At 62.0% G+C, this 20,399-nt stretch carries 23 protein-coding genes; 20 read left to right on the top strand and 3 right to left on the bottom strand.

From position 1 onward, the window contains the following. Nucleotides 1–7 precede the first annotated feature (7 nt). The 4 genes from RAD16_RS13585 to RAD16_RS13570 are packed head-to-tail and all read left to right on the top strand — an operon-like array spanning nt 8 to nt 3,224. Nucleotides 8–679, top strand: a complete 672-nt coding sequence (locus RAD16_RS13585; RefSeq protein WP_458158382.1) for an amino acid ABC transporter permease — start codon at nt 8–10, stop codon at nt 677–679. 3 nt (nt 680–682) lie between these two features. Beyond that, nucleotides 683–1,678, top strand: coding sequence for an NAD-dependent epimerase/dehydratase family protein (locus tag RAD16_RS13580; RefSeq protein ID WP_458158381.1), 996 nt, complete (start codon nt 683–685; stop codon nt 1,676–1,678). Between the two features lie 26 nt (nt 1,679–1,704). Further along, nucleotides 1,705–2,451, top strand: a complete 747-nt coding sequence (locus RAD16_RS13575) for an SDR family NAD(P)-dependent oxidoreductase (RefSeq protein WP_458158380.1) — start codon at nt 1,705–1,707, stop codon at nt 2,449–2,451. A gap of 17 nt (nt 2,452–2,468) precedes the next feature. Further along, nucleotides 2,469–3,224, top strand: a complete 756-nt coding sequence (locus RAD16_RS13570; protein WP_458158379.1) for an amino acid ABC transporter ATP-binding protein — start codon at nt 2,469–2,471, stop codon at nt 3,222–3,224. A 235-nt stretch (nt 3,225–3,459) separates the two neighbouring features. Here RAD16_RS13570 and RAD16_RS13565 read toward each other — a convergent pair whose 3' ends face one another. Beyond that, nucleotides 3,460–3,774, bottom strand: coding sequence for a recombinase family protein (locus tag RAD16_RS13565; RefSeq protein WP_458158378.1), 315 nt, complete (start codon nt 3,772–3,774; stop codon nt 3,460–3,462). Between the two features lie 436 nt (nt 3,775–4,210). Between RAD16_RS13565 and RAD16_RS13560 the strand changes: the two genes are divergently transcribed. Beyond that, nucleotides 4,211–4,966: a class I SAM-dependent methyltransferase gene (locus tag RAD16_RS13560; RefSeq protein WP_458158377.1), complete on the top strand. Its 756-nt coding sequence runs from the start codon at nt 4,211–4,213 to the stop codon at nt 4,964–4,966. 112 nt (nt 4,967–5,078) lie between these two features. Then, entirely contained in the window at nt 5,079–6,425 is a 1,347-nt protein-coding gene (locus tag RAD16_RS13555; protein WP_458158376.1) for an alpha-amylase family protein, read from the top strand. Between the two features lie 80 nt (nt 6,426–6,505). Here RAD16_RS13555 and RAD16_RS13550 read toward each other — a convergent pair whose 3' ends face one another. Then, nucleotides 6,506–7,486, bottom strand: coding sequence for a LysR family transcriptional regulator (locus RAD16_RS13550; protein ID WP_458158375.1), 981 nt, complete (start codon nt 7,484–7,486; stop codon nt 6,506–6,508). Between the two features lie 102 nt (nt 7,487–7,588). Between RAD16_RS13550 and RAD16_RS13545 the strand changes: the two genes are divergently transcribed. From RAD16_RS13545 to RAD16_RS13480, 14 genes are all read left to right on the top strand, one after another. Further along, entirely contained in the window at nt 7,589–8,533 is a 945-nt protein-coding gene (locus tag RAD16_RS13545; RefSeq protein WP_458158374.1) for a ketopantoate reductase family protein, read from the top strand. Nucleotides 8,534–8,537: 4 nt separating this feature from the next. After that, nucleotides 8,538–8,924, top strand: coding sequence for a VOC family protein (locus tag RAD16_RS13540; RefSeq protein ID WP_458158373.1), 387 nt, complete (start codon nt 8,538–8,540; stop codon nt 8,922–8,924). Nucleotides 8,925–8,943: 19 nt separating this feature from the next. Continuing rightward, the gene (locus RAD16_RS13535) at nt 8,944–9,414 is read left to right on the top strand and encodes a MaoC family dehydratase (protein ID WP_458158372.1); all 471 of its coding nucleotides are present in this window, start codon (nt 8,944–8,946) and stop codon (nt 9,412–9,414) included. Next, nucleotides 9,411–10,652 carry a CaiB/BaiF CoA transferase family protein gene (locus RAD16_RS13530; protein ID WP_458158371.1) on the top strand — a complete coding sequence of 414 codons (1,242 nt, stop codon included), beginning with the start codon at nt 9,411–9,413 and terminating at the stop codon, nt 10,650–10,652. Before RAD16_RS13535 ends, RAD16_RS13530 begins: the two co-directional genes overlap by 4 nt. A gap of 3 nt (nt 10,653–10,655) precedes the next feature. Beyond that, nucleotides 10,656–11,483, top strand: a complete 828-nt coding sequence (gene aroE, locus RAD16_RS13525) for a shikimate dehydrogenase (RefSeq protein ID WP_458158370.1) — start codon at nt 10,656–10,658, stop codon at nt 11,481–11,483. 13 nt (nt 11,484–11,496) lie between these two features. Beyond that, nucleotides 11,497–12,351: a shikimate dehydrogenase gene (locus tag RAD16_RS13520; protein ID WP_458158369.1), complete on the top strand. Its 855-nt coding sequence runs from the start codon at nt 11,497–11,499 to the stop codon at nt 12,349–12,351. A 51-nt stretch (nt 12,352–12,402) separates the two neighbouring features. Further along, on the top strand, nt 12,403–13,071 hold the full coding sequence (locus tag RAD16_RS13515) for an amino acid ABC transporter permease (protein WP_458158368.1): 669 nt from the start codon (nt 12,403–12,405) through the stop codon (nt 13,069–13,071). Nucleotides 13,072–13,082: 11 nt separating this feature from the next. Then, a complete protein-coding gene (locus RAD16_RS13510; RefSeq protein WP_458158367.1) occupies nt 13,083–13,739 on the top strand; it encodes an amino acid ABC transporter permease in 657 nt (218 codons plus the stop codon). A gap of 51 nt (nt 13,740–13,790) precedes the next feature. After that, a complete protein-coding gene (locus tag RAD16_RS13505) occupies nt 13,791–14,618 on the top strand; it encodes a transporter substrate-binding domain-containing protein (protein ID WP_458158366.1) in 828 nt (275 codons plus the stop codon). Between the two features lie 57 nt (nt 14,619–14,675). Continuing rightward, nucleotides 14,676–15,422 (top strand): amino acid ABC transporter ATP-binding protein, encoded by a 747-nt coding sequence (locus RAD16_RS13500; protein WP_458158365.1) that lies wholly within the window; start codon nt 14,676–14,678, stop codon nt 15,420–15,422. 14 nt (nt 15,423–15,436) lie between these two features. Next, nucleotides 15,437–15,886, top strand: coding sequence for a type II 3-dehydroquinate dehydratase (gene aroQ, locus RAD16_RS13495; protein ID WP_458158364.1), 450 nt, complete (start codon nt 15,437–15,439; stop codon nt 15,884–15,886). Nucleotides 15,887–15,892: 6 nt separating this feature from the next. After that, nucleotides 15,893–16,927 (top strand): Gfo/Idh/MocA family protein, encoded by a 1,035-nt coding sequence (locus RAD16_RS13490; RefSeq protein ID WP_458158363.1) that lies wholly within the window; start codon nt 15,893–15,895, stop codon nt 16,925–16,927. A 465-nt stretch (nt 16,928–17,392) separates the two neighbouring features. After that, nucleotides 17,393–17,968 carry a hypothetical protein gene (locus tag RAD16_RS13485; protein ID WP_458158362.1) on the top strand — a complete coding sequence of 192 codons (576 nt, stop codon included), beginning with the start codon at nt 17,393–17,395 and terminating at the stop codon, nt 17,966–17,968. 144 nt (nt 17,969–18,112) lie between these two features. Beyond that, nucleotides 18,113–18,952 carry a LuxR C-terminal-related transcriptional regulator gene (locus tag RAD16_RS13480; protein WP_458158361.1) on the top strand — a complete coding sequence of 280 codons (840 nt, stop codon included), beginning with the start codon at nt 18,113–18,115 and terminating at the stop codon, nt 18,950–18,952. Here RAD16_RS13480 and RAD16_RS13475 read toward each other — a convergent pair. Next, on the bottom strand, nt 18,949–20,367 hold the full coding sequence (locus tag RAD16_RS13475) for an HlyD family type I secretion periplasmic adaptor subunit (protein ID WP_458158360.1): 1,419 nt from the start codon (nt 20,365–20,367) through the stop codon (nt 18,949–18,951). The genes RAD16_RS13480 and RAD16_RS13475 overlap by 4 nt on opposite strands. Nucleotides 20,368–20,399 lie beyond the last annotated feature (32 nt).

The raw sequence follows: 20,399 nt of genomic DNA, 5'->3' as shown, positions 1-20,399 counted from the left end.
GAAGACCATGCAAGCGTTGCTGGACAATTTTGCCGACTTCGACGCGCTGGCGCGGGTCTATCCGCTGCTGCTGCAGGGCCTGCTTTACACCGTCACCCTGGCGCTGGTGGCTCTGCCGCTCGGCCTCCTGCTAGGCCTGTCCATCGCTGTGGCGTACAGCTTCCATCATCGCTGGCTGAACGTTGCCCTGCTGGTCTATATCGATGTCTTCCGGGCGTTTCCGGTGGTCGTGCTGTTGATCCTGGTATTCTACGGCCTGCCGTTCCTCGGGTTGACCCTGGGCGGATTTGCTGCCGCCGTTCTTGCGATCGTGCTCAACAATTCCGGCTACTACGGCGAGATCTTTCGCGCCGGCATCGAGTCCGTGCCTCGTGGCCAATACGAGGCGGCACGCGCGCTAGGCTTTAAGCCGTTGCATGTCGTGCTCTACATCGTCCTGCCGCAGGCGGTACGCAATGTGCTGGCGCCGCTGGCGAGCAATTCACTGGAGTTGATCAAGGCCACCTCGATCGGTGCGCTGGTCGCACTGCCTGAGCTTCTGCGCTCGGCGCGTGTCGCTCAAGAGCAGACCTACAATCCGACGCCGCTGATGGCGGCCGCGGTGATTTTCTTCGTCCTGCTGTATCCGATCGCGCGTTGGGTGGCGCGTCTGGAGCGGCAGGCCCTGGCGGCACGCTAAGTCATGGCCACGCTGATCACCGGTGGTGCAGGATTCATCGGACTTGCGCTGGCGGAGCGTTTTCTGGCGGCAGGGCAACGCGTCGTGCTGTTCGACTTGCCGGGGGCTTCGACGGAGTTGCTCGCGCGGCCCGAGCTTGCGAACGCGGTCTATGTCAGCGGCGATGTTACAAGCCGGGCCGATCTCGACGCGGCGCTCGCTGCCGCGCCGATCGACCGGGTGGTTCACGCGGCTGCGGTGACACCGAACGAGCAGCGCGAACGCAAGGACGCTGGCGGGATCGTCGATATCAACATCGGCGGTACCGTCAACCTGATGGAGCGCGCGATCGCGCACGGCGGAATTCGACGTATTGTTGTGGTGAGCTCTGTTGCCGTCTACGGGTTTTCTGCACCTGCCCCCTCAGGCTGTTTTGAGGAGGAGATCAGTCATCCGGCGCCCGCCGCACTCTACGGTATCAGCAAGCTTGCGGCGGAACAGGCGGCGATCAGGATCGCGCATCTTCACGGATGTGACACGCGGATCGTCCGGCTCGGCCCGGTCTATGGTCCCTGGGAATGGCCGACCCAGGTACGCGATGCGCTCAGCCCGCACCACCAGGTCCTGCAGGCGTTCAAGTCCGGTCGAGAGGCGGTGCTGCCGCGCGCGATGCGTGCCGATTGGATCTACTCGCGCGATGCCGCCGCCGGCATCGCTGCAGTCGCCACGAATGAGGCCCTGCGCAATGCGATCTATCACGTCGGTGGCGGTTGCCTGTCAGACCTGCAGGACTGGTGCCGCGCGCTGGCAAACCGCTTTCCGGATTTCCACTGGCGTTGCGCCGAGCCGGGCGAGGCTGCCGGCATCCTCTACAACCTGCCTGTTGATCGCGCGGCGATGAGCATTGCGCGTCTCGTGCGCGACACCGGGTTCAACCCGGCCTATCCCGTGGACGCTGCGGCTGCGGATTATCTGTCCTGGATGGGTCTCGATGGCCCGGCCTCTGGAGGTACGTCATGACGGGGCGACTGCTCGGCAAGTCCATCGTGATCACCGGCGCCTCGTCCGGAATCGGGCGTGCCATCGCGTGCCGGTTTGCGGCCGAAGGCGCGCGGCTGGTTCTCGCCGATGTCACCATCGACGTTCGCGAGGGCGGCGTGCCGACCATCGATCGGCTGCGGGCGGACGGCTACGAGGCGGAGTTCATTCGCACCGACGTCTCCTCCGAGACCGACACAGGGCAGGCGGTGGCGCTCGCCGTGGAGAAGTTTGGCAGGCTCGACGGTCTCGTGAACAATGCGGCCATCGGCATCGGCAAGCCATTGCTCGAGACCAGCCTCGCGGAGTGGAACCGGGCGTTTGCGGTTAATCTCACCGGCGTCTTCCTGATGAGCAAGGCAGCGGTTGCGACGATGCTGAGGCAGGACGCACACAACGGCGTACGCGGACGGATCGTCAATATTTCGTCCCAGCACGGCATGATCGCCTGCCCGGAGGATATTGCCTACGGCACTTCGAAGTCCGGCGTGGTCTACATCACCCGGCAGATCGCGGTGGACTATGCGAAGGATCATATCGTTTGCAATGCCGTTGCGCCTGGCAAAATCGTGACTGGTAAGCCGGGGCGTGCGGCGGAGCCTCGCTGGATGGAGTATTCCAGCAGCAGGACGCCGATGCCGCGCCTGGGCGTGCCCGACGATGTGGCAAACGCGGCGCTGTTTCTGGCTTCCGATGATGCCACCTTCATCACGGGAGAGAACATCCTCGTTGACGGTGGCTGGATGGCCGCATGACAGGCACGGAGACATCGATGACCCGCGATACTGAAACCGCAGCCCCGGTGATCGATCTCCGCGGCGTCAGCAAATGGTACGGCGCGACCCAGGTATTGAAGAGTATCGATTTTTCCGTCGCACGGGGCGAGCGCGTGGTGGTGTGTGGTCCATCCGGCTCCGGCAAGTCGACCATGATCCGTTGCATTAATCGGCTGGAAGAGCATCGGGACGGAAGGATCATCGTCAACGGGGTGGAGCTTGATCACTCGACCAAAAACGTCGACCTGGTACGCCGCGATGTCGGGATGGTGTTCCAGCAGTTCAACCTGTTTCCGCATCTGACTGTGCTGCAGAACCTGATGATCGCGCCGGTCAAGATCCGTAAGATCCCCAAGCCAGAGGCCGAAGCAACGGCGCGGCAGTTTCTGGCACGGGTGCGGATCGCCGAGCATGCGGACAAATATCCGAGCCAGCTGTCCGGCGGACAGCAGCAGCGCGTCGCGATTGCGCGAGCACTTTGCATGAAGCCGAAGGTCATGCTGTTCGACGAACCGACGTCAGCGCTGGATCCGGAAATGGTCCAGGAGGTGCTCGACGTCATGGTCTCGCTCGCGCGTGAGGGAATGACCATGGTATGCGTGACGCACGAGATGGGATTTGCCCGCACCGTTGCGGACCGGGTGGTGTTCATGGACGCCGGCCTCATTGTCGAAGAGGGATTGCCTCAGGAGTTTTTCTCGAATCCCAAGCACCAGCGCACGCGCGCATTCCTGAAGCAGATTATGCATTAGCCGCAAGGCGAGAAGAAGCGCAATGGCTGCTGCCGTTCTGCTATGGAATCGAAGCTTCTTCTTTCGAAGACCTTCTTGGACAGCTGCTTGCTGTAGTCGGCCGCCGCGACCCTCTTGATGTTTTGAGAACTATGGAGGCCAGACTGCCGTCGTTCTCGAAGTCGTCGGCGCAGTAGTGGATGTGGATCCCAGCGCGCTTGCAGATAAACTCGTAGTAGGCGCTTTCGTCGACGTCCTAAAATCGGCCCCAGCGCGTGATGTCGTAAACCAGCAACCAATCGAAATCGGCTCGCCCGAGCTGAACATCGCGGATCAGGTCCTGCAGCCGGTCGCATCCGGCAATCCGAAGTCCGCTCCTGCCCGGATCAGAGTAGGTGCGAACGATCGCAATGTGGCGCCGGGCGGCATAGGCCGCGATCGCAGCCGCCTGGTGCTCGAGGGGATATTTTTTGGGCATCCGTCGACATGCGGACGTACTGCGCAGCGCGCGCCCCGTTCGCACGAGCTTCGTCAGACTCGTTCCTTTGCTCACCATCCGTGAATGAGCCATGGGCGCCGCCGTACGCAGGCTGACCAACTATGCCGCACTCTGCAATTATTTCCAGATGTTTCTGATTGTGGTAGACGGCCGGTACGTATCAAAAAGTGTGCGGGTCCACCCGTTATGAATTTTGTCCAGAGAGTTCGGCGATATGTCCCGGACCCGGTCGAGACCATCGGAGCCCTGTGCTCGGTCCGGTCGAAAACGATGGTCTGGCACCGCGTACCGATTAGCGATTACCTGCGCGACAATGGTCCGGGTCGATCGCTGGCCTCCAAGGAAAAGCTAGTCGCTTACGAGCGGAATTGGATCTCAGAGCAAACGCTTGTCCACGCACACGAGGGCTTTTGCATCACCGATCGAAGCCCCGATCCCATCGAGCGCGGCACGCAGCAATTCAAGTTTGCGCGGATCTAGTTCCTCCTTTTCAGTTTCGGATGACCTCTTGTTCGATGCTTTCTCAGACTGGTTGCGTCGCACCGCAATTTTCTCGATTGCCATCGACATCGCTCGCCGGACGCTGCCAGCGCCAGCATTGACTTGGTTGCGTACACAGATGGTGCGGAATCTGCGCGGCACGCCCAGCGAGGTGTTTGGCGAAATCTATCGGCGGAACATCTGGGGCTATAAGGAGACCGCGTCTGGTGGCGGATCGACACTGCACAACACTCAAAGGGTGCGAGAAAGTCTTCCTGAACTGCTTGGCGAACTCGGGATCGACACCCTGCTTGATCTCCCGTGCGGCGATCTCCATTGGCTGTCGAAGATCGACCTTCCAGTGTCGCGCTACATCGGAGGCGACATCGTTCCGGAGTTGATTGAGCGCACCCGTGAGAAATATGGGCGTCCAGATCGTTCATTCATCTCAATCGACATCTGCAATGATCCGCTTCCGCAAGCCGACATGCTGCTTTGCCGCGACTGCTTCATTCATCTGTCTGAGGACATGATCTTTCGAGCGATCGACAATATCCTGCGATCCAACATCAAGTACCTGTTGACCACGACCTGTCCTGGCGGCTTCAATCGCGCGATCAGCACAGGCGACTTCTTCACCATCGACCTGTGCGCGCCGCCCTACAATTTCCCTGCACCGATTCGAGTGCTTGAAGACTGGGTGCCGCCATTTGACCGGCGGCAGCTTGCGCTGTGGGAGGTCGAGACGCTGCGCAAGTTCCGGCGAGATAGTCCGCCCATCTGACGGCTTGGGCTTCGATGGCGCACGGGAGTTTCGAGAACGTAACGGGCCGGCGATTGAAGCGAAGGATTGCGCGCCGCGCGTGGCCACTAATAACCTCAACTCGAGATGCACGATGAAGCGAGACGAGCGATTGGCCAACTGGATCGAACATGCCGTGTTCTGGCACATCTACCCACTCGGCTTCGTCGGCGCCGAGCGCGTGGCTGCGAGTTGCCCCGAGGTTCAGCACCGGCTCGGGCGCCTCAATGCCTGGCTCGACTATGCGGTCGATCTTGGTGTTTCCGGCCTCTTGCTCGCGCCGATCTTTGCCTCATCCACCCACGGCTACGACACCACGGATCATTTCGCGATCGACAGGCGGCTCGGCGATGCCGCCGATTTCGATGCGCTGGCAAACGAACTGCATCGCCGCGGGCTGCGCCTCGTCCTCGACGGCGTCTTCAATCATGTCGGCCGCGACTTTCCGCGCTTCCAGCGCGCCATCGCCGGCGGCCCGCAGGCGAGGGAGGCGGCGTGGTTTCACCTGATCTGGAAGGAGCAGGGCGGCGAGCCCGACTACGCCACCTTCGAGGGCCATCGCCAGCTCGTCACGCTGAACCATGCCGAGTCCGCGGTCGCCGACTATGTGACGGGCGTGATGACCCACTGGCTCGACCGCGGCGCCGACGGCTGGCGGCTCGATGCCGCCTATGGCGTGCCGCGGCCGTTCTGGCGCGAGGTGCTGCCGAGGGTCCGCGAGAAGCATCCCGACGCGTATATCTTCGGCGAGGTGATCCATGGCGACTACACCGCCTTCGTCCACGAGACTGGCGTCGATGCGGTCACGCAATATGAACTGTGGAAGGCGATCTGGAGTGCGCTGAACGCCGGCAATTTCTTCGAGCTCGCCTGGGCGCTGAAGCGCCACAACACCTTCCTCGACGCTTTCGTGCCGCAGACCTTCGTCGGCAACCACGACGTCACGCGCATCGCAAGCCGCCTCACCGACGAGCGGCATCTGCCGCACGCGCTCGCCATTCTCGTGACGGTCGGCGGCATGCCCTCGATCTACTATGGCGACGAGCAGGCTTTCCGCGGCCTCAAGGAAAATCGCGCCGGCGGCGATGACGCCATCCGCCCGACATTTCCGGACTCTCCCGCCCAGCTTGCGCCCTATGGCTGGGGCGTCTATCGCCTGCACCAGGAGCTGATCGGCCTGCGCCGCCGGCATTCCTGGCTCCATCGCGCGCAGAGCCGCGTCGTCGAGATCCGCAACACCGATCTTCTGCTGGAGGCCTTCGATGGAGAGCAGCGGCTCTGGGTCGCCCTGAACGTCGCGGATGCATCCCTCACACGCCGCATCGCCGCCGATGCGGACCGGCTGGCCGGCAATGCGTTGGCCACGAAAAAGGGGAGCAGCACGGAGATCGTACTGCCGCCCCATGGCTGGGGGATTTTTGGCAGTCCTGCCTTCCCCTGAAGGCCGTCCTCCCGGGTCCGGGTCGCCCACGGGAGCAAAACGTCCAAGGAGGGTCCAAACCGACCTCAGCAAGCGCTCTATTACGACGGCAGATCGCGCGGCCTTCGTTTCCTCGGCCGACTGGAACGATGTAGACCCCGCACTTCCTGCTGTTGAAAGAGCTCCGCGCATGCGTCACGCAACCATTGGCATGCCGGGTCGTGGTGGAAGCGGGCGTGCCAATATTGCTTCACCGTAAAGCCGGCGATCGCCAGCGGGCAGTCGAGCACGCGCAATCCGTAATAGTGGGCCAGCGTTTCGCCAATGTGCCTTGGCAGGGTGGCGATCAGGTCGGTCGTCCCGATAATTGCGGGTAGGCCCAAAAAGCCGGGGAGTTCGAGCGCAACGTCAAGGACCATCTGCTGCTCCTTTAGCGCGTCCGCGAGCAATTGATGTCCGGTGCCGGAGCGAATGAGGACATGCGCCTCGCGCCTGAAATCCTTCACCGTGATGCGGTCGCGGATCCGGGCGTGTCTTGCGCTCGCCAAGCAGACCCAATCCTGCGGAAACAGTGCCTGTTGGAAGTGGCCAGCATCGAGGTCCGAGATGTAGCCGAGCGCCAGATCGGCCTCGCCGGATTGCAGCATTCGTGGGGTATCGCCGCCGATCTGCGCCGCCTCAACGCGGATGCCCGCCGCAACACGACGAACGTAGGCGAGGATGGCGGGAAGCAGCGTGATGTGGCTCGCATCCGTCATGCAGATGACGAAGCGGCGCTTGGCAGTCGCCGGATCAAACTCGGAACGAAGCTCCGCCAGCCGTCGCAGCATCTCCAAGGCCTGTCTGGCCGTGCCGATGAGAGCCTCCGCGCGGGGGGTCGGCAGCATTCCCTCGGCTGAGCGAATGAAGAGTGGGTCGTCCAATTCTTTTCGCAAGCGCGCCAGCCAGATCGAAATGGTCGGCTGACTTTGACCGAGCCTCTCGGCTACCTTGGTGACGCTGCCCGTGGTGAACAATGCGTCGAAAAGCCGGAGCAGGCGCGGCTCCAGCAGGTTCGTCTCGGAGGGGTCCCGATGTTTCATTGCGATCCACAATAATGAGTATAAGGAGCATAGCATATCCAAATACAGGGCAGCCTGCTACCACGCTTCCGACGCCGAGAAAGGCGCGGGAGAAACGTTCGGATGAGGATCTGCTTTACCGGAGCAGGTGCCCTGGGCTCGACCATTGGCGGCACGCTGGCGCGTGGTGGTGCCGAGGTCTGGTTGATCGATCCGTTCCAGGCTCATGTCGACGCGATCAATGCCCGTGGTCTGCGGATGCTCGAAGGTGACGCCGAGACCGTCGTGAAGGTCTCTGCCTGCACCTCCGCGGACCAAGTCGGCATCGTGGCGGACCTCGTCATAGTCCTCGTCAAATCCTACCACACGCGGGATGCGATCCGGGCGGCGGCGCCGATCATCGGGCCGCAGACGGTCGTGATGTCGCTTCAAAACGGTCTTGGTCACGAGGACATCCTTGCGGAGGAAGTCGGTCGTGATCGGGTCATGGCGGGCAAAACCTACGTTGGTGGCGTGCTGCTTGGCCCTGGTCATGTTCGCTCCGGGGTCATCGGCAAGGAAACCATCATCGGCGAACTTGACGGACGCTTGACGGAACGCGCACAGCGAATTTCCGAGACTTTCAATCGTGCCGGCATCCTCACGCTGCTCAGCGACAACATCCTGGGCACGATGTGGGACAAGCTGTTCATCAACGTCGCCGGAGGGGGAATTACCGCCGTTACCGGGCTGACTTATGGCGGCCTCTATTCGCTACCGATCCTGGAAGATTGTGCGCTGGCCGCAATCTCAGAGAGCATCGCAGTCGCGCAAGCTGCTGGCGTCAAGATCTCGATTACCGACCCGCGGCGCGCTTGGACGATGGCATCCGCTGGACTACCGCCCGAGTTCAAGACGTCGATGTTGCAGAGCTTGCAGTCCGGTAATCTGACCGAGGTTGATTACATTCACGGCTCGGTCGTGCGTTGGGGCGCCAAGCTCGACGTGCCGACCCCCGTCAACTCCACGCTCGTCGCGCTGGTCAAAGGGCTCGAGTACGCCCGCAGCGATTATCCGGGAAAGGCCTGAGACGATGTCGTTGCCGCGCGCCTACGTCGAACACGTCGCGATCCGCGTGCCGGATGTCGATCATCACGTCGGCTTCTTTCGCGAGGTGCTTGGTCTTGCCATTCGCGACGAGCAGCCCGCCGATGGTGCGCGCCCACGTCAAGTGTGGGTGCTCGGAAGCGTGCAACTCATCGAGGATCCGGATTTTCTCGGACCGGAGGGGCGTCTGGCCCATCTCGGCATCATGGTCGACGATTACGCAGGCGTGCTCGCGCGTGCTGCCGCCTGGGGCGCCAAGGCGTTACCTGCAGGGCCGAACTGGCTCGAGCTGCCGGGCGGCCTGAACGTCGAAATCTTGCAAGCCAGCGCAGGCGCCGTCGAGGCCGCCCTGGCGATCAATCCCCGAGCCTAGAGTCAGAGGAAGACGTGACATGACCGATGAGCGCTATTGGGACGATGCCAAGGTCGGGGACGAATGCATCACCCCCTCAGTGACGGTCACCGAAGCGATGGTGAATGCCTATGCCGAACTGACGGGGGATTTTACGCCTGTTCATGTCGACGAGGAATACGCCAAGACCACACCATTCGGCACGCGCGTCGCGCACGGGCTGTTTGGTCTGTCGCTGGCCGACGGTTTGAAGACCCGTGCCGACTACCGCTTCCTTCCGGGAATGTCGCTGGGCTGGACCTGGGATTTCAAGCTGCCGATCAAGCTCGGCGACACCGTGCACGTGAAGTTTCGCGTCGGCTCGATGCGCACCATCAAGCGTGATGGGTGGGGCATCGTGGTGCTGCCCTCGGAGTTGATCAATCAGCGCGGCGAAGTGGTGCAGTTCGGTGAACATCGGCTGATGATTCCGATGCGCCCAAAGAGCAACGCCGCAGGAGAGCAGGCATGACCGCGCAAGATCTGCCGCTCCAAGATCTGCCGCTCAAAGGCATTCGCGTCATCGACTACAGCCATTTTCTCGCAGGTCCGTTCATGGGCCGTTGCCTCGCCGCGATGGGCGCCGAAGTCATCAAGGTGGAGCGCCCCAGGGCAGGCGATGCGGGCCGGGCGCACGGCTATTTCAAGGACGGCCAGTCCGGCTACTTCCTGCAGCAGAACATGGGAAAGCAGGGGTTGTGCATCGACCTGCGCGACGCGCGCGGCCTCGACATGATGATGAAACTGGTCGACACGGCCGATGTGTTCATCGAGAACTACCGCCCTGGTGCACTCGATCGCCTTGGGCTCGGCTACAAGGCTCTGTCGACACGGAATCCCAGACTGATCTACTGCTCGGTCTCCGCCTATGGCCACACCGGTCCCTATGCCGATCGTCCGGGCTTCGGCCTGATCGCAGAGGCGATGTCGGGCGCTTTGGCGCAACTGGGCTCCCCCGGCGAAGCGCCGCCGTTGCTACGGATGCCGCTGGCCGATATGTACACCGGCATTCACGGCGTAGCTGCCGTCAATGCAGCGCTGGTCGGCTGCGCGTCGTCCGGGCGTGGCCAGCACATCGATCTGGCGCTGTACGACTGCATGGTGTCGATGCACGACTATGCGGTTCAGCGTTACTTTCTCTCCGGTGGTACCGACCTGCCGAAGCAGACCGGGAGCGGTCAGCCGGACTCGACTGTCTACGGCGTTTTTCCGGCCAAAGACGGCAATCTTGTTATCGCCGCCCAGGTCGATGATGCGTGGCGGCGATTGGCGAGCCTGATCGGAGGCGACAGGTTGGCGTCCGACGAACGTTTCGCCATGCCTGCTGCGCGGAACGCCCATTATGCCGAAGCCATGGAGATTGTACGCGACTGGACAATGTCGCAGCCGTCTCGGAATGCCTGTCTTGCCGCACTTGAGGAGGCCGGTGTGCCGTCGGCTCCCGTGCAGACCATCGAAGAGGTCGTGAAGGATCCGCAGATCCACGCGCGCGGCATGCTGGTCGAGCAGGAGCATCCGGTGCTCGGCAAGGTAACCCTGCCGAACCTGCCTTTCCGCTTCTCCGATTGCGACACCACCGTACGCACTCCGGCGCCACTGCTCGGCCAGGACAATCGCCGCATTGCCGCCTCGCTCGGACTGTCAGCCGAAGCCGTCGATGCGATGGTACGCGATGGCGTGCTGTACAACGAAGCTGCAGTACAGGAGTAGGCCATGAGCGACCGTTATGCGGTGATCGGCAATCCGATCGGCTTCAGCAAATCACCCCTCATCCATGGCACATTCGCCAAAATGACGGGACAGGACCTCGTCTATGAGGCGATCGAAGGGCCCCTCAATGGCTTCAGCGAACGGGTCGATCAGTTCCGGACAGCGGGCGCCAAGGGGCTGAACATCACCGCCCCGTTCAAGCTCGATGCCTTCGCTTACGCAAACGAGCTTTCCGAGCGCGCCGAACGTGCTGGCGCGGTAAACTGCCTGAAGTTCCAGGGCGATCGGATCATTGGCGAGAATTTCGACGGGATTGGCCTCGTGCGTGACATCACCGTCAATCTCGGCGTCAAGATGGCCGGCCGTCGCGTTCTGATGCTTGGTGCTGGGGGCGCAGCGCGTGGTGCGCTGCTGCCGTTCCTGCGCCAGGAGCCGTCCGAGCTGGTTCTCGTCAACCGGACGCTGTCGAAAGCGGTGGCCTTGGCCGAGGAGTTTGCCGGCTGTGGTCCCCTGATCGTCAGCGGCTATGCTGAACTGGCCGATCTTGCTGAGGGTTATGACGTCGTCGTCAACGCGACATCGGCGAGCCTGCGAGGCGAAATGCCGCCGCTTCCAGGCAATGTCTTCCGCGGCGCGGAGCTGGCGTACGAACTCGCTTATGGAAAAGGGCTGACTCCCTTTCTGCAGGCAGCCCGCGCCGAAGGCGTAGCCAAGCTGGCCGATGGTGTCGGCATGCTGGTCGAGCAGGCGGCGGAAGCGTTTTCCTGGTGGCGCGGCGTTCGACCGAGCACGGCTCAGGTCATCGCCGAGCTGACTGTCCCGTTGAGCTGAGGCGACGCCGAGCATGCATCCGAAGCCCAGCTTTCTCGTCGGCCTGATCGGCAGCGGCATCGCCGCCTCCCGCACGCCGCCCATGCACGAAGCGGCCGCTGACGCCGCCGGCATCCGCTATCTCTACAAGAAGATCGATCTCGCAGAATTGAAGCTCGGCGTGGAGGCGTTGCCGGAATTGCTCACCGCGGCCAAGCGGATGGGCTTTGACGGGTTGAATGTGACCCATCCCTGCAAGCAGGCGATTCTCCCACTGTTGGACGAGCTCTCGCCGGATGCAGAGGCGCTTGGTGCGGTGAACACGGTGGTCATCAGGAACGGTCGAATGACCGGCCACAACACCGACTGGTTCGGCTTCGCCGAGAACTTTCGCCGCAATATGCAAGGTGCATCGCTGGGTCGCGTCGTCCAATTCGGCGCGGGCGGCGCAGGCTCGGCCGTGGCTTTCGCGCTGATGAAGCTCGGCGTGCAGGAATTGACCATTATCGACGTGGATTTCGCCAAGGCGCAGAGTTTGGTGGATAGCTTGTCCCCTCGATTTGCAGAAGGACGCCTGAGGGCTGGCCATGATGTCGCAGTTGCCGTGGCTGCCGCGGACGGAATCGTAAACGCGACGCCGATTGGCATGGACAAATATCCAGGCACAGCGCTGCCGATGGCCCTGCTGCGTCCGGATCTGTGGGTCGCCGAGATCGTCTACTTCCCGCTGGAAACCGCACTGCTGCGCGCAGCGCGTGCCCTCGGCTGCCGCACCGTCGATGGTGGTGGCATGGCGATCTTCCAGGGCACCGAAGCATTCCGCCTGTTCACCGGCGTCTCACCTGATCCAGACGTCTTCTTCGCGACATTTGCGTCCCTGGGAGGGTGACACCCGGCCGATGGGCGAGCGGCACGAACAACGCCCGAGAGGAAACGCAAGATGGGCTACACGCTCGATTTCTCCGTGGTTTGGCATGCCATGCCCGCGCTGCTGTGGGGGTGCGTGGGCACGTTGGGCCTGGCGCTTGCCGGGATGACGCTCGCGATGGCGATCGGTGTCGCCGGCGTGGCGGCACGTGAATCGAAGGCGGCCTGGTCGCGGGCCATCGTGATCGGCTTCGTCGAGATCGTACGCAATACGCCTTTCCTGGTGCAGATTTTCTTTCTGTTCTTCGCCCTGCCGCTCGTCGGGTTGAAGCTCAATCCAACCGCTACCGCCATTATCGCACTCGGCGTCAATGGCGGCGCCTACGCCATCGAGATCATCCGCGGCGGGGTCCAGTCTATCCACAAAGGACAGATAGAGGCCGGCTACGCGCTCGGACTGCACAAGGGGCAGGTATTCCGGTTCATCGTGCTCAAGCCCGCGCTCCGCGCGATCTACCCTTCGCTCACGGGGCAGTTCATCATGCTGACGCTGACCTCATCGATCTGTTCGGCGGTATCGGCCTACGAATTGACGTCGGTTGCCCAGCGCATCGAAAGCGACACATTCCGCAGCTTCGAGGTCTACTTCTTCGTCACCTTCCTCTACCTTGCGATCTCCTGGCTGTTGATGCTGGGCTTCGCGCTCGTCTCTCACCGCTTCTTCTCCTATCCGACACGCTGAGGGAGGCGAGCATGACACCGCATTTTGGTCTTCCGGAGTTCGGCTTCCTGCTGCGTGGTCTGCAATGGACCGTGCTGCTGACTCTCGTCGCATTCGTAGGCGGCTGCACGGCGGGGTTGGCCGTCGCGTTGTTGCGCACCAGTGGTCATAAAGGCGTGGAATGGGTCACCCGCATCTACATCGGGATATTCCAGGGCACTCCGCTGCTGCTGCAGCTTTTTGTCGTGTATTACGGATTGGCGCTAACCGGGCTGAAGCTCGACGCCTTCGTCGCGGTGGCGATCGGCTTCACCGTGAATGCCTCTGCCTTCCTTGGTGAGATTTGGCGCGGAGCGATACAGGCCGTGCCGCGCGGGCAGACCGAGGCGGCGATGGCGCTTGGACTGCACTATTCGTCCCGTATGCGCGACATCGTGCTGCCGCAGGCGATCCGCATCTCGCTGCCGGCGACCATCGGCTATCTCGTGCAGCTCCTCAAGGGCACCTCGCTCGCCGCGATCGTCGGTTTCATCGAACTTGCCCGCGCCGGTCAAATCGTATCGAACCAGACCTTCCAGCCGTTGCTCGTCTTCGGCGTGGTCGGCGCGATGTATTTCATCCTCTGCTGGCCGCTGTCGTGGTGGGGCAGCCGGATGGAGGTCAGGCTCGCCCTGGCCAGTCAAAGGTAGGAACGGCGCACCTGCCCAATCAATACAGTCATCACCAGGAGGAGGAATTTCATGTTGCTTTCATTCAATCGTCGCCAATTCGGCATTGCGCTGCTGGCGCTGGGGGCCATCGCCGTTGCAGGCAAATCGCAGGCCGGCACGTTGGAAGATGTGAAGAAGAAGGGCGTCGTCGTTATCGGTATCCAAGGCGACAATCCTCCCTGGGGCTATGTCGATAGTTCAGGAAAGCAGGATGGCATCGATGCCGACATGGGGCGAGCCTTCGCTGAATTTCTCGGCGTGAAGGCCGAGTTCGTCCCGCTGGCTGTGGCCAATCGTATTCCGGCGCTGACCACAGGCCGCGTAGATATCTTGTTTGCAACCATGGCCATGCTGCCGGAGCGCGCGAAGGCGGTGCAGTATTCCAAGCCCTACGTCGCCAACGAGATCACGCTGGTCGCAGCCCAGGCAACGCCGATCAACAGCAATGCCGACATGAGCAAATTCGTCATCGGCGTTCCGCGGTCCTCTACGCAGGATACTCAGGTGACCAACAACGCCCCGTCCGGGACCGAGATTCGCAGATTCGACGATGACGCCGCCACCATCCAGGCGCTGCTCTCTGGCCAAGTCCAGGCAGTCGGCGCGAATCTGTTTTATCCGCAGCGCCTCAACGCCGCAAAGCCGGAACTGGGGTTCGAGCCCAAGCTTCACTTCACCGCCCTTTATAACGGCGCTTGCACGCGACCGGGTGACAAGGAGTGGAATGAGACGGCCAACAAGTTCATCGACGAGATTAAGTCGAACGGCAAGTTGGCCACTTTCTACGCCAAATGGATGAAGGTCCCGGTCCCTGTCTTCCCGGACTCCGTCCCCGGCGTTCCCTTCACCGTCCAGTAACCACCGCGAGCGGCCGACGCGATCCGCGTCGGCCGCCGCCCAACGGCGGAGACGAGCATGCAGGACCAGATCCTGATCGAAATGAAGGGCGTGCAGAAGTGGTACGGCGGGTACCAAGCTCTCCGCAACGTCGATCTCACTGTGCGCAGAGGTGAAAAGATCGTGCTCTGCGGTCCGTCCGGGTCGGGAAAATCGACGCTCATTCGTTGTATCAACCGCCTCGAGCCTATCCAGCAGGGCGGCATCGTGGTGAACGGTCATCGGCTGGACGACAGCGTCAAGGCGATCGATGTCGTACGCCAGGACGTCGGCATGGTCTTCCAGAGCTTCAACCTTTTTCCGCATATGACGGTCCTGCAGAACTGTACTCTCGCGCCGATTCGCGCGCGCCGCATCGGCAAGATCGAGGCGGAAGCGACCGCGCGGAAATACCTCGAGCGCGTGCGCATCGGTGACCAGGCAGAGAAGTATCCGGCTCAACTTTCCGGCGGCCAGCAACAGCGCGTCGCGATCGCGCGCGCTCTCTGCATGCAGCCCAAGGTCATGCTGTTTGACGAGCCGACCTCGGCTCTCGACCCTGAGATGGTCAAGGAGGTGCTCGACACGATGATAGGCCTTGCCAACGACGGCATGACCATGATTTGCGTCACCCACGAGATGGGCTTTGCCCGCCAGGTTGCCGACCGGGTCATCTTCATGGCTGAAGGCCAGATCATCGAGGAAGGCGCGCCCGACGCGTTCTTCCGCAGTCCCCAGCACGCCCGCACCAGGCAGTTCCTAGGCGAGATCCTCGCCCATCACTGAACGGAGTTTTCTTGATGAATCGTCTTGTCTACGTCCTCAACGGACCAAATCTCAATTTGCTTGGCAAGCGCCAGCCCCACATCTACGGGTACGAGACGCTTGCCGATGTGGAGCGGGATTGTCGAGCGCTGGCCAGGGAGCTTGGCCTGGAGATTCGCTTCCATCAGTCCAACAGAGAATACGAGCTGATCGATTGGATCCACGAGGCGCGCGAGACGGCCGCCGGTATCGTGATGAACCCCGCGGCGTTCACCCACACGTCGGTCGCCATCCTGGATGCTCTGAACACGTTCGAGGGGACAGTGATCGAAGTGCATATTTCCAACGTGCACAAACGCGAGGAATTCCGCCACCACTCGTTTGTCTCCAAACGAGCAGATGGGGTCATCGCAGGCTTCGGCACTCAGGGTTATCTGCTCGGCTTGCGTCGTGTGGCCAAGCTGCTTGACGAGAAGAAGGGATAGCATCGTATGACTGCACCGGTTCGCTTGTCGGTGATGGGAGCGGGGCTCATCGGCAAGCGACACATTGAACACATTCTCGCGCGGCCGGAGGCGGTCCTGTCGTCGATCGTCGATCCGATGCCGGCGGCACGAGAGTTGGCGGTGTCGCTGAAGGTGGACTGGTTTTCGTCCTTTCAGGACATGCTCCGCGAAAATCGGCCGGAGGGGGTGGTTGTCGCCACCCCCAATCAGATGCACGTTGCCAACGGCATGGACTGCATCGCAGCTCGCATCCCGGCGCTCATTGAGAAGCCGTTGGCGGATGACGTCGTCGCCGCACGAGCCCTGGTCGAAGCCTCCGAGCGTGCCGGCGTACCGCTGCTCACCGGTCATCATCGCCGCCACAACCCGATGATCCAGCGCGCCAAGGCGGTGATCGACAGCGGCCGGCTCGGCCAGATCGTGTCGGTGCATGGCATGTTCTGGCTGATCAAGCCGGACGATTATTTCGAGATAGCCTGGCGCCGCGAAAAAGGGGCGGGGCCTGTTTTGCTGAATCTCATCCACGATGTCGACCTGCTTCGCTACCTGTGTGGGGATATCGTGGCGGTGCAGGCTGCCCAATCCAATCGGCTGCGTGGAAATGAGGTTGAAGAGACCGCGGTGATTATCCTGCACCTCGCCTCCGGCGCGCTGGGAACGGTCAATGTCTCCGATACCATCCAGTCGCCTTGGAGCTGGGAGTTCACTACTGGTGAGAACCCGGCCTACAGTCATACGCAGGAGACGTGTTACCAGATCGGCGGCACGAGCGGATCGCTGGCCATTCCGCAACTCGAGCTTTGGCATCACCCCAGCAAGGCCAGCTGGTGGGCGCCAATCGAGCGTGAGCGGCTGAACTACAAGAAGGAAGATCCGCTTGGCTTGCAGATCACAAATTTCTGCGAGGTTGTCCGCGGTACGGCCGAGCCTGTGGTGAGCGGGCGCGAAGGGCTGAAAACCCTCGAGGTGATCAACGCAATCAAGCGCGCAGCGGAAACCGGAACTCTCGTGTCGGTTTGATACCAGGCAAGTACGGGCGTCCACGCCGGAGTATCGCGCAAGAAATGCGACGATCAAGGCGCCGCGAACGGGAAGAGAAACTAAGCACTATGATCGTGCGACGAACGCCTATCTTCTGCCGAATAAGCCCAGTGGTGCGACCAGCAAGTCATTGATTGTTCGTAAACGCACCGCTGTCTCTTAATCAGCGGGTCCCAGGTTCGAGCCCTGGTGCGCCCACCATTCTAAGAGAACGGCCCGCAAGGGCTTTTTTCATTTCTCCCGCAGAACAAGCCGGGTCTCGTGCGACGCTTGTCGTGGTCTCGGCACGGTCTGGAACCCGATCTGATCCGGCCCATCCAGGCATGGGCCGGACAACGGCGCGCGCTTAATGAGCGCTTAATGCTTTTGCGCAACAGATAGATCACCAGCGCGGAATTAGTCCTAGTTACGAGTGCGAGCCGAGCTCCCGAGGAGGGGAATCGGATGGGACTGCTTTTTGTCGGAGTGCTGGCGGGAGTCCTGATCGGCTTTGGCTGGTTTGCGCCTTCCCGAGGGTATTTCCTCGGATGCGCGTCACGCCCCTGTTTCGCTGTCGCCCAACCCGCGCAGCCAATGCCGACGGCGTTGGCGCAAGAGCCTGCGGTTGTCAGATCGAGTTCCGCAACGCCGGCAAGGCCCGGCAAGACATCCTCTCCGAAGAAACGCGGATCAAGCGACCTTGCCAAAACGGCGTCCCCGCGGACGAGGATCAGCGTCCCGGCATCCGAACGGCCCGCGGAAATGCCGGATCCTGTTCTGGACAAGGCGAAGATTGCGATCGCGACGCAGATGGCGGATCTGGAAACGGTCGAATTCAGCGACGTGAAGCGCGCAATGCGAAAGAACGTGCGTGGACGGCGCGTGGATACGATTTGCGGGCTCGTGAAAGGAAGAAGCGCGTCAGGCGGCGAGACTGGAGAGAGGGCGTTTCTGTATCTCGTGAAGGAGGATGAAGCATATGTCGTCGACGGAAATTCAGGGTCGGCGGCGTCAACCGCGTATCGAAATATCTGCAATTGAGGGAATGCGTCGACTGCGCCACGGCGTGGTGCGCGCCCAGATGATTTGAGCGGAAAGAATTTCCCCCGGTGCCAAGTGATCTCGCAGTGGATACGGCACTAACGGCGGCACTGCGCCGCTCTCGTGTTGATGCATTCAGGATGAATGCAGCAGCAGGGGAGACGCAATACGGAATGGGAATATCGCGGAAGTTCTTTTCATCTCGAGGACATCATGCACGACATAACCAACACTTCAAAACGGCTCAACGAATCGCTTCACTTGCCGGTTCTGGTGATCATCGAGCCGCTCCTGTTGCCTCGTACATGTATTCTGCACGTCCTCAGGAGCGAGTTGGACGAACTTGAGATCCTTGACATGGCAACGGTCCAAGGCCTGGACTGCACGTCAGCCCGCGATGTTCGTCTGGTGATGCTGAGTATCGCCGACAAGCCCATCGGCGATCCCTCGGTTGAGGACGATCTCGCCTTCGTTGCGGAGTGTTGTCCCAACGCCGCCACTGTGGTCCTGTCAAACCATGACGACGAGCCGACCGTGCAGGCCGCGATGCAGCGGGGCGTGCGCGGCTTTCTTTCCACCTCGCTACCAATCGAGATCGCGATAGCTGGCCTGCGCCTTGTTCTTGTCGGCGGCGCCTACAGGCCGTTGCCCGTGGCCGGGATCAACAGGATACCGGATTTCGAGTCACCGGATGCGCGCGGGCCCGCTTATCTGATGAACGAGGGAGCCAGAGCGGCTATCGCGAGGAGCGTGACCGACCTTACGCCTCGTGAGCAACAGGTTCTGGCGGAACTGGAGCTCGGCCTGCCTAACAAGCTGATCGCCGCCAAATTGAACCTCTCGGAAAGCACTGTCAAAATGCACATCCAGCATATTATGAGGAAATGTGCTGCGCACAATCGGACGGAAGCCGTCCTCCGCTGGCGCGGCCGGTTGCCCGCGCAGAGTCGCGATCACGACCCCGGCGCAGCTCATGAGACTTAGTCTTCTCTGAATGCACCTCGGAAGCTGTCGAGCAGGGGCCTGAGCGCGTAGAGAGCCACGGTGCCGCGCCCCGTCGTGATGAACACTTGAACCGGCATGCCGGGGACGATCTGGATGTCGTTCGCGACGATCTGCCCGTCGTCGATCCGGATCTTGGTCGCGTAGTATGGCTGGTCGGTGCGCTTGTCGAGGAGCCGGTCTGCGGACACGCGCACGACGGTTCCCCTCAGGCGAGGCACGCGACGCTGATTGTACGGTACGAGGTGAACCTCGGCATTGAGGCCGGGATGAACCACATCGATGTCCTCGGGCCTCAGGCGCGCGGTCACGATGAGGCGGTCTTGCCGGGGCACCAGGTCCATGAGTGGAGCGCCCGCTCCGATGACGCCGCCGGCCGTATGAATCCGCAGATCGGTTATCACGCCGTCCTCGGGCGCCTTGATCTCCGTTCGCGATAGCTGATCCCTGGCCGCAAGCAACCGCTCGCGGAGCTGGAATATCTGGTTCTGTGCTTCACGAAGCGACTGTGCGATCTCGTTCTGCCTCTCGCTCTCGAGCTTGAACAGTGTGGCCTGCTGTTCGCTGATGACCTGTCCGGCGCGGGAAATCTGCGCGGCGATCTCGCCGCGGCGGCCCTCGACGTCGGCCAGCTCCCGCTGCAGGTTCAGAAGCCGCGGCCTCCGTTCGAGTCCCTTGTTGACGAGGGTCGCGACCATATCCAGCTCCTCCCGAACGATGTCGACCCGCTGCCCGGTGGCGGTTTCCTGAGCCTTGAGACCTTCGATCTCCTTCTCGACTTGACGCCTTCGTTCGCGAATGACCGCAAGCTGCGACTCGTGAACCTGCAGGCGCGCCTGGAAAATGAATTGCTGCGCCGACACTGCAGCGGCGGCCACTCCGCTCTGCCTGCTGTCCTGTTCCAGCGCGTCCGGGATTGCGATCCTCTCGAATCTCTGCTGCTCGGCCTGAAGCCGTGCGGCACGAGCAGCTGCATCCCAAAATTGGCCTTGAAGACTTTGCACCTCCGAGCTCGCCCGGGTGTCCTCCAGCGCGACCAGCGTTTGGCCGCTTCGCACGATGTCGCCATCCGACACCAGGATCTTGCTGACGATGCCACCTTCCAGATGCTGGATCGTCTTGCGGCTCGATTCCGATTCCACGACGCCGGAGGCGATCGCGGCGCTCTCGAGCGGCGCGAGGCTCGCCCATGTACCAAGCCCCAGCATGAAGCAGAGCACCAGCAGATTGCCCGCGACGGTGACACCGCGAAGCCTTCCGCGCGGAGAGGTCGGCGTGGGCGTCGAGCACCATGGAAATTCCAGAGGCTCGAAATCGTCGATCGCGGTCACCACGACGCCGGATCGCCGGGCGGGCGGGGGGCTCGCCGGCGCTCGCATGAGCTGGTCCCAGATCATGGGAAGTCTCGAGACGGCGGGATGCTTCCATA

The sequence above is a fragment of the Bradyrhizobium sp. 18BD genome (assembly GCF_054185225.1).
This window is presented reverse-complemented; position numbering and strand designations above follow the sequence as displayed.

Coding starts and splice junctions, on each gene's coding strand:
- RAD16_RS13585 (WP_458158382.1), top strand. CDS start 8: ATGCAAGCGTTGCTGGACAATTTTGCCGACTTCGACGCGCTGGCGCGG.
- RAD16_RS13580 (WP_458158381.1), top strand. CDS start 683: ATGGCCACGCTGATCACCGGTGGTGCAGGATTCATCGGACTTGCGCTG.
- RAD16_RS13570 (WP_458158379.1), top strand. CDS start 2,469: ATGACCCGCGATACTGAAACCGCAGCCCCGGTGATCGATCTCCGCGGC.
- RAD16_RS13565 (WP_458158378.1), bottom strand. CDS start 3,774: ATGGCTCATTCACGGATGGTGAGCAAAGGAACGAGTCTGACGAAGCTC.
- RAD16_RS13555 (WP_458158376.1), top strand. CDS start 5,079: ATGAAGCGAGACGAGCGATTGGCCAACTGGATCGAACATGCCGTGTTC.
- RAD16_RS13550 (WP_458158375.1), bottom strand. CDS start 7,486: ATGAAACATCGGGACCCCTCCGAGACGAACCTGCTGGAGCCGCGCCTG.
- RAD16_RS13545 (WP_458158374.1), top strand. CDS start 7,589: ATGAGGATCTGCTTTACCGGAGCAGGTGCCCTGGGCTCGACCATTGGC.
- RAD16_RS13540 (WP_458158373.1), top strand. CDS start 8,538: ATGTCGTTGCCGCGCGCCTACGTCGAACACGTCGCGATCCGCGTGCCG.
- RAD16_RS13535 (WP_458158372.1), top strand. CDS start 8,944: ATGACCGATGAGCGCTATTGGGACGATGCCAAGGTCGGGGACGAATGC.
- RAD16_RS13530 (WP_458158371.1), top strand. CDS start 9,411: ATGACCGCGCAAGATCTGCCGCTCCAAGATCTGCCGCTCAAAGGCATT.
- aroE (WP_458158370.1), top strand. CDS start 10,656: ATGAGCGACCGTTATGCGGTGATCGGCAATCCGATCGGCTTCAGCAAA.
- RAD16_RS13520 (WP_458158369.1), top strand. CDS start 11,497: ATGCATCCGAAGCCCAGCTTTCTCGTCGGCCTGATCGGCAGCGGCATC.
- RAD16_RS13515 (WP_458158368.1), top strand. CDS start 12,403: ATGGGCTACACGCTCGATTTCTCCGTGGTTTGGCATGCCATGCCCGCG.
- RAD16_RS13510 (WP_458158367.1), top strand. CDS start 13,083: ATGACACCGCATTTTGGTCTTCCGGAGTTCGGCTTCCTGCTGCGTGGT.
- RAD16_RS13505 (WP_458158366.1), top strand. CDS start 13,791: ATGTTGCTTTCATTCAATCGTCGCCAATTCGGCATTGCGCTGCTGGCG.
- RAD16_RS13500 (WP_458158365.1), top strand. CDS start 14,676: ATGCAGGACCAGATCCTGATCGAAATGAAGGGCGTGCAGAAGTGGTAC.
- aroQ (WP_458158364.1), top strand. CDS start 15,437: ATGAATCGTCTTGTCTACGTCCTCAACGGACCAAATCTCAATTTGCTT.
- RAD16_RS13490 (WP_458158363.1), top strand. CDS start 15,893: ATGACTGCACCGGTTCGCTTGTCGGTGATGGGAGCGGGGCTCATCGGC.
- RAD16_RS13485 (WP_458158362.1), top strand. CDS start 17,393: ATGGGACTGCTTTTTGTCGGAGTGCTGGCGGGAGTCCTGATCGGCTTT.
- RAD16_RS13480 (WP_458158361.1), top strand. CDS start 18,113: ATGCAGCAGCAGGGGAGACGCAATACGGAATGGGAATATCGCGGAAGT.
- RAD16_RS13475 (WP_458158360.1), bottom strand. CDS start 20,367: ATGATCTGGGACCAGCTCATGCGAGCGCCGGCGAGCCCCCCGCCCGCC.